Source organism: Streptomyces sp. NPDC091412 (assembly GCF_044756885.1).
In the GTDB taxonomy this organism is placed as follows: domain Bacteria; phylum Actinomycetota; class Actinomycetes; order Streptomycetales; family Streptomycetaceae; genus Streptomyces.
The window spans coordinates 61,221-73,747 of sequence record NZ_JBIVTV010000003.1; the positions used below are offsets into that span (position 1 = coordinate 61,221).

General features: G+C 71.7%; 13 protein-coding genes. 9 read left to right on the forward strand and 4 right to left on the reverse strand.

The genetic code is table 11. The features are described from left to right. Nucleotides 1–138: 138 nt before the first annotated feature. Complete coding sequence (locus ACIQMV_RS08125; RefSeq protein WP_402592473.1) at nt 139–396, reverse strand: hypothetical protein; 258 nt, start codon at nt 394–396, stop codon at nt 139–141. 5 nt (nt 397–401) lie between these two features. Further along, on the reverse strand, nt 402–812 hold the full coding sequence (locus ACIQMV_RS08130) for a hypothetical protein (RefSeq protein WP_402591969.1): 411 nt from the start codon (nt 810–812) through the stop codon (nt 402–404). A 47-nt stretch (nt 813–859) separates the two neighbouring features. Here ACIQMV_RS08130 and ACIQMV_RS08135 point away from each other — a divergent pair, with 47 nt between their 5' ends. Both ACIQMV_RS08135 and ACIQMV_RS08140 read left to right on the forward strand, forming a co-directional pair. After that, on the forward strand, nt 860–1,330 hold the full coding sequence (locus tag ACIQMV_RS08135; protein ID WP_141357520.1) for a MarR family winged helix-turn-helix transcriptional regulator: 471 nt from the start codon (nt 860–862) through the stop codon (nt 1,328–1,330). A gap of 191 nt (nt 1,331–1,521) precedes the next feature. Continuing rightward, nucleotides 1,522–3,114, forward strand: a complete 1,593-nt coding sequence (locus ACIQMV_RS08140; protein ID WP_402591970.1) for an MFS transporter — start codon at nt 1,522–1,524, stop codon at nt 3,112–3,114. 121 nt (nt 3,115–3,235) lie between these two features. On the opposite strand, the gene ACIQMV_RS08145 is transcribed toward ACIQMV_RS08140, so the two are convergent. Together ACIQMV_RS08145 and ACIQMV_RS08150 are read right to left on the reverse strand one after the other, a co-directional pair. Next, nucleotides 3,236–4,882: an MFS transporter gene (locus ACIQMV_RS08145; RefSeq protein WP_402591971.1), complete on the reverse strand. Its 1,647-nt coding sequence runs from the start codon at nt 4,880–4,882 to the stop codon at nt 3,236–3,238. 227 nt (nt 4,883–5,109) lie between these two features. Next, on the reverse strand, nt 5,110–5,886 hold the full coding sequence (locus tag ACIQMV_RS08150; protein ID WP_141357514.1) for an IclR family transcriptional regulator: 777 nt from the start codon (nt 5,884–5,886) through the stop codon (nt 5,110–5,112). Between the two features lie 68 nt (nt 5,887–5,954). On the opposite strand from ACIQMV_RS08150, the gene ACIQMV_RS08155 reads away from it, so the two are divergent. From ACIQMV_RS08155 to ACIQMV_RS08185, 7 genes are read left to right on the forward strand one after another with little or no spacing between them, the layout of a single operon-like run. Beyond that, nucleotides 5,955–7,115 carry a cupin domain-containing protein gene (locus ACIQMV_RS08155; RefSeq protein ID WP_402591972.1) on the forward strand — a complete coding sequence of 387 codons (1,161 nt, stop codon included), beginning with the start codon at nt 5,955–5,957 and terminating at the stop codon, nt 7,113–7,115. Between the two features lie 2 nt (nt 7,116–7,117). Next, nucleotides 7,118–7,945 (forward strand): fumarylacetoacetate hydrolase family protein, encoded by an 828-nt coding sequence (locus ACIQMV_RS08160; protein WP_402591973.1) that lies wholly within the window; start codon nt 7,118–7,120, stop codon nt 7,943–7,945. After that, the gene (locus ACIQMV_RS08165) at nt 7,942–8,577 is read left to right on the forward strand and encodes a maleylpyruvate isomerase N-terminal domain-containing protein (protein WP_402591974.1); all 636 of its coding nucleotides are present in this window, start codon (nt 7,942–7,944) and stop codon (nt 8,575–8,577) included. Before ACIQMV_RS08160 ends, ACIQMV_RS08165 begins: the two co-directional genes overlap by 4 nt. Before the next feature lie 13 nt (nt 8,578–8,590). Continuing rightward, complete coding sequence (locus ACIQMV_RS08170) at nt 8,591–9,865, forward strand: FAD-dependent oxidoreductase (RefSeq protein ID WP_402591975.1); 1,275 nt, start codon at nt 8,591–8,593, stop codon at nt 9,863–9,865. Further along, the gene (locus ACIQMV_RS08175; RefSeq protein ID WP_402591976.1) at nt 9,862–11,055 is read left to right on the forward strand and encodes a thiolase family protein; all 1,194 of its coding nucleotides are present in this window, start codon (nt 9,862–9,864) and stop codon (nt 11,053–11,055) included. The genes ACIQMV_RS08170 and ACIQMV_RS08175 overlap by 4 nt, the downstream gene beginning before the upstream one ends. Beyond that, complete coding sequence (locus tag ACIQMV_RS08180) at nt 11,052–11,747, forward strand: 3-oxoacid CoA-transferase subunit A (RefSeq protein ID WP_402591977.1); 696 nt, start codon at nt 11,052–11,054, stop codon at nt 11,745–11,747. The genes ACIQMV_RS08175 and ACIQMV_RS08180 overlap by 4 nt, the downstream gene beginning before the upstream one ends. Beyond that, nucleotides 11,747–12,421 (forward strand): 3-oxoacid CoA-transferase subunit B, encoded by a 675-nt coding sequence (locus ACIQMV_RS08185; protein WP_401772839.1) that lies wholly within the window; start codon nt 11,747–11,749, stop codon nt 12,419–12,421. The genes ACIQMV_RS08180 and ACIQMV_RS08185 overlap by 1 nt, the downstream gene beginning before the upstream one ends. Nucleotides 12,422–12,527: the final 106 nt, after the last annotated feature.

Here is a 12,527-nt window from a genome sequence, read left to right on the forward strand (position 1 = left end):
CGAGGGCGGGTGCGTCCGGCCAGTCGTGACGCTCATTTGACGCTCTGGGCGCCCTCACGCTGCTCAGCGAGCCGAGAAAGCTGCTCTGACCTGGTCTTTTCCATGACTCACTCAGGTTGACACCTTTCCGATGACGCATCACGTGGAGTGCGTGGCGATCCTGGAGCCGGCGAAGTAACCGGCGTTGACCTGGGGATCTGCGTGCTGTGCGTGGTGAATCGGCACGGTCGCGATGTCGGCCATGGGCGCCGGGTTCTCGGTGGCGACATCGAGGTCCTGGCTCGGGTGGTTCACGAGGCGGTGCGCCCGCACGGCGTACCCGCCGGTGAGAACCAGGGGGTACGGGGAGCCGAGCGCGATCACATCCGCCAGGAGCCGCGTGTGCAGCTCCGGCATGTCCGTCACGCCGCTGCCCGGGTGCGGGAGGCGAGCTGGGGGAACGCGTCCTCCCATACGGTGCACACGGTGCGGCCGACGAGGGTGCGCAGCACCGGCCACAGCTGGAGGAGCAGGTCCCGGTTGAGATAGCGGGGCAGGTCGTCGCGCAGGCCCTCGTGCAGGACGGTGCGGTACAGGCCCATGCGCTGGCGAGGTTTGCCCAGGTCGTACGAGGTCATCCCCGACCAGGCCATGTGCAGTGGCAGCTCCACGACCCCCTGAGCCGGGCCGTGCAACTCGTCCAGCGACTCCGGCAGACGCCGCCGGAACTTCTCCCGGTACAGCGCGAGGTCCTCAGCGGCCGGGCCTGAGGGGTCCCTGAGTCGATATGGGGGGCGGCCGACTGCTGTGCCGGGCCGGCTCGGATCAGACAAAGTTTTGTATGTTGACATAGGTATCTTGGCATACCTATAGTCGACGCGTGCCCGACCCCAGCCCCTCCGGCTCGCAGAACGACCACGTGGCCTCTGTGCTCGTGGCGGTTCTGCCTGTGCTGAACAGGGTGCTCGAGCGGCGGGTGGCTCAGGACTTTCCGTATCCGACGTTGCCGGAGGGGCAGCTCACTCTGCTGCGGCTTGTCGAGGAGCGTGCGGGCATCACGGTCCGTGACGCGGCGGACGCCCTGCTGATGAAGTCGAACAACGTCAGCGCCCTCGTCTCCCAGCTCACCGAACTGGGGCTGCTGGAGCGCAGGCGGGACGCCGTCGACAAGCGGGTCGCTCATCTGCATCCCACGGCCCTGGCCGCGGAGCGGCTCGCCGAAGCACGGGGGCTGAAGGAAGCCCACATGGCGCGCCTGCTGGAGACCCTCACCGACGGGGAGCAGGACGCCCTCGGCTCGGCCTGCGGCGCGCTGCTGGCGTTGACCCGGCGCTCCCGCTCCGCCGACTGACCTTCCGGCACCGGTTCAGAGGCGAGAACGCCCGGTCCCGTGCGCAGTGCGCACCTCGACCCGGCCGTTCTCCTGCCGCGATTCCCGCCTCGGTGGCCGAACGCCGCCGTACCTCCGCCTGTGCCGAGGGCTCGGATCCATCTCATCGACTTGTCGATATTCGACATTCTCATCACAGACGAGGCACCCGCATGCCCTCCACCTCCGTGGACCACTCCACCCTGCACGCTCCGTCGCCTCCGGGCGCCGAGCGGGGCCCGCGCTCCAATCCGTGGCTGACGCTGATCGCCGTCGCGATCGGACTCTTCATGGTCAACCTCGATGGATCCGTGGTCTCGATCGCGAACCCGGAGATCGGCCGGGACCTGCACGCGTCCACCGCCGACCTCCAGTGGGTCACCAACTCGTACCTCATCGCCATGGCCGCCGCCCTGATCCTGGGCGGCAAGCTGGGTGACCGGTTCGGGCGGCGCACGTACTACACGGCCGGAGTCGCGGGCTTCGTCGTGACCTCCGTCATGATCGGCCTGATCGGCTCCGTCGAAGGCGTGATCGTCTTCCGCGCGCTGCAGGGACTCTGCGCCGCACTGCTGATCCCCAACACGCTCGGCCTGCTGCGAGCGGTTTTCCCGCCGGAGAAGTTCGGCACCGCGGTGGGCCTGTGGGCCATGGTGGCCTCCTGCTCGACCGCGCTCGGACCGATCGTCGGCGGCCTGCTGATCGAGCACGTCAACTGGGAGTCCGTGTTCTACATCAACGCGCCCATCGGTGTCGCGACCCTGGTCTTCAGCGCGTTCGTGCTGCCGGAGAGCAAGGACTCCACCGGCCGCCACCGCTTCGACATCCCCGGCGTGATCATGCTCGCGCTCGGTCTGGTGGCGGTGGTCTTCGGTGTGATCAAGGGCGAGACCTGGGGCTGGACCTCGGGAGGAACGCTGGGATCCCTCGCCGCCGGACTGGTCCTGCTGGTGCTCTTCGGCTGGTACGAGACCTGTGTCCGGCACCCGTTGCTGCCCATGCGGCTGTTCCGCAGCCCGGCGCTGACCATCGGCACCCTCGTCACCGCGATCAACTTCTTCGTGCTGCTCGGTGTCATCTTCTTCCTGATGCTGTACCTGCAGAACGTCCGGGGCCTGCCCCCGGTCGAGGTGGGCGTGCGCACCCTGCCGCTGAGTCTCGCCTCCGTGGTCGCGGCACCGCTGGGCGCGGCGCTGACCGAGCGGTTCGGCGCGCGTCTGTCCATGCCGCTGGGCATGCTGCTGGAGGCGGTGGCGTCCCTGTGGATGCTGACCTGGGACGCGCACTCCTCGTACGCGGCCATGTGGCCGCCGTTCGTGCTGCTCGGTCTGGGTGTGGGCATGGTCATGTCGGCGTCCTCGGACGCGATCGTCGGCAACGCACCCGTCAGGGACGGCGGTGTGGCGAGCGGCCTGCAGTCCACCGCGCTGCAGATCGGCGGCGCCCTCGGCACGTCCGTACTGATCTCGCTGATCAGCAGCCGCGTGGGCGCGACGCTCGTCGGCGAGCTGACCGGCGCCGGGGTGCCGGCCTCCGCGGCACATGGCTTCGAGGAGGCGAAGGACGCCGTGGCGATGGGCGTGGCACCCGTCGCGGACGGCATGCCCGCGCAGCTGAGGGCCGCCGTCGTCGAGGGCAGCGGCCACGCCTTCATGAACGGTGTGCACGCCGCCGTTCTCGTCACCGCCGTCCTGTGCGTCGTGGGCGCCCTGCTCGCCGCCGTCGGCCTGCGCCGCGACGCCGACTCGCCTGCTACCGACGGCTGAAGGCGGGTCGGGCGGAGAAGCGGGCCCAGGCCGTGTGCACGGCCCCGTGTCCACCGCTCCCCGGTGTGCGGCGGGGCCGTGCGCTTCGACCAGTGCCGGTGACGCCCAGAAGCGTCTGAGGTCAGGGATGGAGGACGGTGGGGGCCGATTCCGCCCTGCCGTCGCTTCCGGGGGCCGGCGGTACGGGCGCCCCGTCCTCTGCGGAGCGGCGGGCGTGGACCCCGATCATGCCGAAGGCGGCCAGGGCCGCGGCGACGGCGGCTGCCACACCGCACACCAGGAACGCGGTGCCGAAACCGTTGCCCAGGGCATCCAGGGCCAGGCCGTGCGCCGCGGACCCCGGGGCGCCGGGCGGCACGCTGTTCACGGCGATGGGTCCTCCGGCCGCGGCGATCTCGCGTGCCGCGGCGAGTTGGCCGGCCGGCAGGTCCGCGCCGGACAGGTTCTGCGTGAACGCCGACCCCGCGTTGCTGAGGGCGACCGCGCCGACGACGACGGGGCCGAGCGCGAAGCCCAGGTCACGGAGCATGTTGGTGGTGGCGCTGGCCATGCCCGCCAGGTTCAGGGGCACGCTGTTCAGTGCCACGGCCGTCACCGAGCTGACGGCGAGGGCGAAACCGATGCCGATCAGCAGGGCGGGCGCGACGAACGGGCCGAGTCGGGGATCGGTCACGTCCAGGCGGGTGAACAGCAGGCAGCCGATCGCCATCAGGACGAATCCAGAGGTCAGCAGCCAGGACGCGGCGACCCGGTGGAGCAGCCGCGAGACGACCGGGATGAGCAGGAAGGCGGGTCCCTGGAGGAACAGGAACAGGATCGCGACGCGGATCGGGTCCTGGTGCTGCACCGGGCCCATCCACATGCTCATCGCGAAGCAGGCGCCGAGGAAGGCGAGCATGCCGATGACCGCGACGACGGACGACACCGTGAAGGCCCGGTTGCGGAACAGCTTCAGGTCGAAGATCGGGGACTCGGCCCCCAGTTCCACCACGACGAAACCGGCGAGGAAGCAGGTGCCGAGGGCGAGGGCGAGTATGACGGGGAGGGTGGTCCAGCCCGACTCGGGCCCCTCGACGGCGCCGTACAGCACCAGGATGAGCCCCAGCGCGAAGGTGATCTGACCGGCTACGTCGAGCTTGCGGCCCTCGGGCGCCTTCGACTCCGTGACCAGCACCAGGGTGAGCACCATGCTCACGAGGGCGAGTCCGACGAGCACCCAGAAGGAACCGCGCCACGATCCGACCTTGGCGAACATGCCGCCGAGCAGAGGTGAGACGGCGGCGCCGGCGGACAGGAAGCCGCTCCAGAGTGCCACCGCGTGCGCCCGTTCCCGCATGCTGCGGGTGACGGCGGTGATCGCGGTGAGCGAGCCGGGGAACATGGCGCCGGCGCCCAGTCCGTTCAGGGCGGCGCCGATCCACAGCACCTGGACGGTGGGCGCGAGCGCGGCCACGGTGCTGCCCACGGCGACCAGGGCCGTGCCGGCCGCGACGAGTCTTCGCCGTCCGAAGAGGTCACCGAGGACACCGAAGGTGAACTCGAAGCAGACGACGGCGATCATGAACGCGGCGGTGATCCACGTGAGTTGGGATCCGCGCGTGCGCAGGTCCTCCTGGAGGAGTCCGAGGAGCGAGGCCGGCAGCGCGTTCGCGACCTGGGCCACGAAGACCGCGCCGCAGGCGGCAGCCAGTGTTCCCGCGTAGCCCGGCGTCCGGGCGGCCCCCGCGGTTGGGCCCTGGGACGTCGTCGTCCCGTTGTTGAGCGTCATTGCTGTTCTCCCTGGCTGGGAAAGAAGGGCATCCCGGAAACGGGAGCCCGGAGAGCGTGGAAGGGCTCGGCTCTGCGTACGCGGTGGGGAGAGCGAAGCACGACGCGAGTCGGGCGCGGTTCCGTGGAGAATGACACTCGCTTTACGTCACGTCAATGATTTGTTCGTTAACTAAGGTGAGCAGTGTTGTCGTAAGGTACGCGTTCGCTTTGTTGTCCGGTCGTGATTCAGTGCTGCGCGGCCAGGTCCTTCTCCAGCGCGTGCGCCGTGGCGTCCAGGGCGGCGACCAGGGACTGAAGGCGGTGCGGGTCGTAGCGCACGCTGGGCATCGACACCGACAGGCCGGCCAGCGCGGTGCCGTCCCGGTCGCGCACCGGTACGCCGACGGCGACCAGACCGCGCTCGGACCGTTCCCTGTTGACGGCGAACCCGTTGCGCCGCAGCCGTTTCAGTTCCGTGCGCAGGCGGGCGAGGTCCGGGCGGTCGGCCGGGCGGTCGCGGTAGCGCTCGGGGGCGTACACCTCGTCCAGTTCCTCGTCGGCGAGGTCGGCGAGCAGGAGCAGTCCCGCGGTGGTGCGGTGCGCCGGGAAGACCATGCCCTCCCGGGAGCCGACCCGCAGGGCCTGCCGGCACTCGACGCTGGCGATGAACCGGGCCGTGTCCCCGGTGCGCACCGTCAGGTTCGCGGTCTCGTCGAGCAGGTCGACGACCCGGTGCAGGTGGGGCAGGGCCGCCGCGCGCAGCCGCGAGACCAGGGACTGGGAGTGCGCGGCGAGTTCCAGCACCGGTCCCGCGCGGTAGACGCGGTCCTCGTCCTGCACGGCGAAGTCCCGGTAGACCAGCATCGCCAGGATCCGGTGGGCGGTGGACCGGGCGACGCCGAGGCGCTCGGCGATCTGCGAGACGGTGGCGCCGCCCTCCATCTGCAGGATGGTCGCCGCCCGCAGCGCGTGGTCCACGCTGGCGATCGGGTAGGGCGGCGGTGTCTTCAGCGGCTTGTCCATGGTGTCCCTCTGATTCTGCTCTCCAGAATCTCCATGTTCTCTCACCAGACGCGGCGCACGCTGATGGCGTGACTGAGACCTCCATAGCCCAAGACACCGCCACGGGTTCCCCGGTCCGGCTCCAGGCCGTCGCCGCGGAGGGGCAGCCCGAGGTCACCCCGGCGCTCGAAGAGCTCTACCGGGGCTTCGAACAGGAGCTGCTGGTCCCGCTGTGGACCGAGATCGGCGACCTGATGCCGGCCCACCCGCGCTCGCGCGCCGTGCCGCACCTGTGGCGCTGGGAGCGGCTGCGGGAGCTGGCGGGCCGGGCCGGAGACCTGGTCCCCGTCGGCCGCGGCGGTGAGCGCCGGGCCATCGCGCTGGCCAATCCCTCCCTCGGCGGAAGGCCCTTCGCCACCCCGACGCTGTGGGCGGCCATCCAGTACCTCATGCCCGGCGAGGACGCCCCCGAGCACCGGCACACCCAGCACGCCTTCCGCTTCGTGGTCGAGGGTTCGGGTGTGTGGACGGTCGTCGGCGGTGACCCGGTGCCCATGAACCGCGGCGACTTCCTCCCGCAGGCGGGCTGGAACTGGCACGCCCACCACAACGCCACCTCCGAGCCCATGGCGTGGATCGACGGCCTGGACATCCCCTTCCAGTACGTCACCGAGGCGCAGTTCTTCGAGTTCGGCCGCGACGAGATCAGCGACGCCGAGCGCATCACCCCCGAGCGTTCGCGCTCCGAGCGCCTGTGGGGCCACCCCGGCCTGCGCCCGCTGTCGACCGCCCCGGCCACGCCGGGCAGCCCGCTGCTGTCCTACAAGTGGGAGTACACCAACGCCGCTCTGCGCGACCAGCTCCTGCTGGAGAAGGAGGGCTTCGGCGGCACCGTCGAGCCCGGCCACGCCGCGGTGCGCTACTCCAACCCGTGTGACGGCGCCGACGTCCTGCCGACCGTCCGCGCCGAGTTCCACCGCATCGCCCGTGGCGCCGAGACCGCGCCGGTGCGCGAGACCGGTTCGTCGGTGTACCAGGTCTTCGACGGCTCCGGTGTGGTGACCGTCGGCGACAAGTCCTGGACGGTGACCCGCGGCGACCTGTTCGTCGTCCCGTCCTGGGAGCCGTTCGCCGCCCGGTCCGAGGCCGGCACGACCGACTCCGACGAGGGAGCCCTCGACCTCTTCCGCTTCTCCGACGCGCCCGTCTTCGAGGCGCTCCGGCTCAACCGCACCCAGAAGGACGCCTGATCATGAAGCTCGCCACCATCCGCACCGCCGACGGCACCAGGGCGGTCCGCCTCGACGGCGACCTCCTGACCGATCTCGGGTACGCCGACCTGGGTGAGCTGTTCGCCGCGGCCGACTGGCAGGCCAGGGCCGCCTCCGCCTCCGGCACCACCCACCCCGTCGAGGGTGCCGACTTCGCGCCGGTCGTACCCAACCCGTCCAAGATCATCTGCGTCGGGCACAACTACACCAACCACATCAAGGAGATGGGCCGGGAGCTGCCGGACTACCCGACCCTCTTCCCGAAGTTCGCCGACACCCTGCTCGGCGCGGGCGACGACATCGTCAAGCCGGCCGAGACCGACGCGCTCGACTGGGAGGTCGAGCTGGCCGTCGTGATCGGCAAGGAGGTGCGCCGCGCGGACGAGCAGCAGGCCGTCGACGCCATCGCCGGCTTCACCGTCATGAACGACATCTCGGTGCGCGACTGGCAGTTCCGCACCATCGAGTGGACCCAGGGCAAGATCTGGGAAGCCTCCACCCCGGTCGGCCCCTACGTCGTCACCCCCGACGAGATCGGCGGCGTCCGCCCCGCGCTCAAGGTGAAGACGGTCGTCGACGGACAGGTCATGCAGCAGGACGACACCGGCACGCTGCTGTTCGACCCGGTGTTCCTGGTGCAGTACATCTCCACCGTCATCACCCTGCGCCCCGGCGACATCATCGCCACCGGCACCCCGGCCGGCGTGGGCAACGCCCGCGACCCCAAGGTGTTCCTGCTCCCCGGCCAGACCGTCGTCACCGAGATCGCCGGCCTGGGCGCCTGCACCAACAAGGTGGTTGCGGAATGACCGAGGTCACGCGGACCTTCGCCCACGCGCGCGCGTGGGCCCGCACGGGCACCGAGCTGATGCTCGACGCCGTCGCGGGCCTCGACGAGGCAGGCTTCTCGGCCCCGAGCGTGCTGCCGGAGTGGACCCGGGGGCACCTCGTGGCGCACGTCGCCGCCAACGCCGACGCCCTGTGCAACCTGGTGCACTGGGCGGCCACCGGCGAGGAGACGCCGATGTACGTCTCCGCCGAGGAGCGCGCCGCCGGTATCGCCAAGGGCCCCACCCTGTCGGCCGAGGAGCTGCGGTCCTGGCTGACCGGCTCCGCGCACCGGCTCGCGGAGGGACTGGACGGGCTCACCGACGAGCAGTGGCAGCACAAGGTCGTCACCGCCCAGGGCCGTACCGTCCCCGCCACCGAGCTCCCGTGGATGCGCGCCCGCGAGGCGTGCGTCCACGCCGTCGACCTCGGCACCGGCGTCGTCACCTTTGACGACCTCCCGAAGGGCTTCCTGACCGCCCTGGTCGCCGAGATCAGCGCCAAACGCGGGCTGACCGAGCTCCCCGACGGCCCGCTGCCCGAGGTCGCCGCCTGGCTGGCCGGCCGTCCCCACTCGCTCGCCGACGCCCCCGAGCTCGGCCCGTGGCTGTAGAGGAGTGCACCCCATGTCCCACCCTGATGTGATCGTCGTCGGCGGCGGCATCGGCGGCCTCGGCGCGGCGTTCTCGCTGTACCGCCAGGGCCTGAGCGTCCGCCTGCTGGAACGCGCCCCCGCCTTCGGCGAGGTCGGCGCCGGCATCCAGCTCGCGCCGAACTGCACCCGCATACTCGACGACTACGGCCTCCTGGAGGAGGCCAAGAGCCTCGGCGTCGTCCCGGACGCGATGGTGATGCGCGACGCGGTCGACGGCGACGAGCTGACCCGGCTCGACCTGCGCGACCTGGAGAAGCGCTACGGCTACCCGTACCTGGTCATCCACCGCAGCGACCTGCACGGCCTGCTTCTGCGCGCGTGCGAGCGGGCCGGCGTCGAGCTGATCACCGACGCGCAGGTGGTCTCGTACGAGAACACCGACGGCGGCGCCCGCGTGATCCTCGCCTCCGGCGAGACGCACGAGGCCGGCGTCGTGATCGCGGCCGACGGGCTGCACTCCCTCGCCCGCACACTGCTCGTCGACGACGAGCCCGTCTCCTCGGCGTACGTCGCCTACCGCGGCACCGTGCCCGCCGAGCTGCCGCGGGTGCGGTCCGTCGACCTCAGCGAGGTCGTGGTGTACGTCGGTCCCGCCTGCCACTTCGTGCACTACGGCCTGCGCGGCGGCGAGCTGCTCAACCAGGTCGCCGTCTTCGAGTCGCCCAAGGCGCTGGCCGGGCAGGAGGACTGGGGCACACCCGACGAACTGGACGCCGCGTTCGCCAAGACCTGCGGCTTCGTCCAGGACGGCCTGCCGTTCATGTGGCGGGACAAGTGGTGGCGGATGTTCGACCGCGACCCGATCATGAACTGGGTGCACGGCCGGATCGTGCTGCTCGGCGACTCCGCGCACCCGCCGCTGCAGTACATCGCACAGGGCGCGATCATGGCGATCGAGGACGGCTGGGTGCTGGGCGAGCACGTCGCCCGCAAGCGCGCCGGGAGCGGCACGGTCGACTGGGACGCCGCCCTCGCCGCCTACGAGGCGGTCCGCCCGGAGCACTGCCGCCGTGTGCTGAGCACCTCCCGCAAGTGGGGCGAGCTGTGGCACCTCGACGGGACGGCCCGCGAGCAGCGCAACGTGCTGCTGCGCGCACGCGACACCTACGACTACTCGTTCGTGGACTGGCTGTACGGCCCGACCGCGCTGACGCCGGACGAGGAGCCGGCGATGTTCGCCCCGATCCCGCTGTCCTCGGCGGCCGTCGAGGGTCCGGTGCCCGTCGGGGGTGGCGGCGCACGGTGAGCGACGCCTATCTCTACGCGGCGGCCCGCACCCCGTTCGGCCGGTTCAACGGTGCCCTCGCCGGGGTGCGGCCCGACGACCTTGCCGCCACCGCGCTGAGCGGACTGCTGGACAGGGCCCCGGACCTGGACCGCGCCGCCGTCGGCGACGTGGTGTGGGGCAACGCCAACGGCGCCGGCGAGGACAACCGCGACGTCGGCCGGATGGCGGTGCTGCTGGCCGGGCTGCCGGTGAGCGTGCCCGCCACGACCGTCAACCGGCTGTGCGGCTCCAGCCTGGACGCGGCGATCGCCGCCTCACGCACCCTGGAGTCCGGCGACGCGGACGTCGTCGTCGCCGGCGGAGTGGAGTCCATGACCCGGGCGCCCTGGGTGCTGCCCAAGCCGGACCGGGCCTTCCCCGCCGGTCATGTCACGGCGGTCTCCACGACGCTGGGCTGGCGGCTGGTCAACCCCGTGATGCCGAAGGAGTGGACGGTCTCGCTGGGGGAGTGCAACGAACTGCTCCAGGAGAAGTTCTCCATCTCCCGGGAGCGGCAGGACGCTTTCGCGGTGCGCTCCCACCGGCTCGCCGCGCGCGCCTGGGACGTGGGCTTCTACGACGACCTGGTCCTGCCCGTGGACGGGCTCGCCCGCGACGAGGGCATCCGCCCCGACACCGACCCCGGGAAGCTGGCGGCTCTGAAGCCGTCGTTCCGCCCGGACGGGACGATCACAGCGGGCAACGCCTCCCCGCTCAGCGACGGCGCGTCGGCCGTGCTCCTGGGTACCGCCGCGGCCGCCGACCGGATCGGCCTGGACCCCGTGGCCCGCATCGCCGGGCGCGGCGTGCACGCCGTCGAGCCGCAGATGTTCGGCTACGCGCCCGTGGAGGCCGCCGAGAAGGCGCTGCGCCGGGCCGGCATCGGCTGGAGCGACGTCGGCGCCGTGGAGCTGAACGAGGCGTTCGCGGTGCAGTCCCTGGCCTGTGTCGACGCCTGGGGCATCGACCCGGAGATCGTCAACACCCGGGGCGGCGCCCTCGCGATCGGCCATCCGCTGGGCGCCTCGGGCGGCCGGCTCCTCGCCACCCTGGCGAAGGTGCTGCGCGAGCGGCGGGAGCGCTGGGGCGTCGCGGCCATCTGCATCGGCGTGGGCCAGGCCCTCGCCGTCGTGCTGGAGAACGTCACCGGCGAGGTGAGCGGACGATGAGCGCGACGACCGTCGCCGCCACGCCCGACGAGGCCGTGGCCGGCGTCGAGGACGGCTCCACGGTCCTGGTGGGCGGGTTCGGCCTGGCAGGCATGCCGTTCGACCTGATCGACGCCCTCATCCGGCAGGGCGCCGGCGACCTGACCGTGGTGTCCAACAACGCCGGCAACGGGGACGTGGGCCTGGCCGCGCTGCTCAAGGCCGGACGGGTGCGCAAGGTGATCTGCTCCTTCCCCCGGCAGAGCGACTCCTACGTCTTCGACGACCTGTACCGGGCCGGCCGGGTGGAGCTGGAGGTGGTGCCGCAGGGCACCCTGGCGGAGCGGATGCGGGCCGCCGGTGCGGGCATCGGCGGCTTCTACAGCCCCGTCGGCGTGGGCACCCCGCTCGCCGAGGGCAGGGAGACCCGGGAGATCGACGGGCGCGCCCACGTCCTGGAGCACCCGATCAAGGGGGACGTGGCCCTGATCTCCGCGCATCGCGCGGACACCATGGGCAACCTCGTCTACCGCAAGACGGCCCGGAACTTCGGACCCGTGATGGCCACCGCGGCCGGCACCGTGGTCGCCCAGGTCACCGAGATCGTCCCCGCGGGGGAGATCGACCCGGAGGCCGTGGTCACCCCGGGCATCTACGTCGACCGTCTGGTCCGGGCCGAGGCCCGCCGGCTCACCGTGCAAGGAGCCCGCTGATGACGACGACCCACCCCGCAGCCCCCGTGGAGCACGCCGACCGGGGGCCGCTCACCACCGACGAGCTCGCGGCCCGCATCGCCCGCGACATCCCGCCCGGCGCGTACGTCAACCTCGGCATCGGGCAGCCGACCCGGATCGCCGAGCACCTGCCGGCCGACGCCGGGATCGTGCTGCACACCGAGAACGGCATGCTCGGCATGGGGCCGGCCGCGGTGGGCGACGAGGTGGACACCGACCTCACCAACGCCGGGAAGGTGCCGGTCACCGAGCTGCCCGGGGCGGCGTACTTCCACCACGCGGACTCCTTCGCGATGATGCGCGGCGGTCACCTGGACGTGTGCGTCCTCGGGGCGTTCCAGGTCTCGCGCCACGGCGACCTGGCCAACTGGCACACCGGCGACCCGGACGCCATCCCGGCCGTGGGCGGAGCGATGGACCTCGCCGTCGGGGCGCGGCGGGTGCTGGTGATGATGAGGCTGTTCACCCGGGACGGTGCCCCCAAGCTGGTGCCCGCGTGCACGTATCCGCTCACCGGCGCCGCCTGCGTGAGCCTCGTCTACACCGACCACGGTGTCTTCGAGCCCGGCCCGGACGGGGTCCGTGTGCGGGAGACGTACGGCATCACGGTGGCCGAGCTGCGCGAGCGGCTCTCCGTCGGCCTGCTCGACTGAGCCGCGGCCGGTGCCGTGCGCCGCCCGGCACCGGCCGCCCCCACCTGCCTTATAGCTCGTCAAGGAAATGTACTGGCTGTGCAGCGCGGAGCCGGTGTGTACGGTC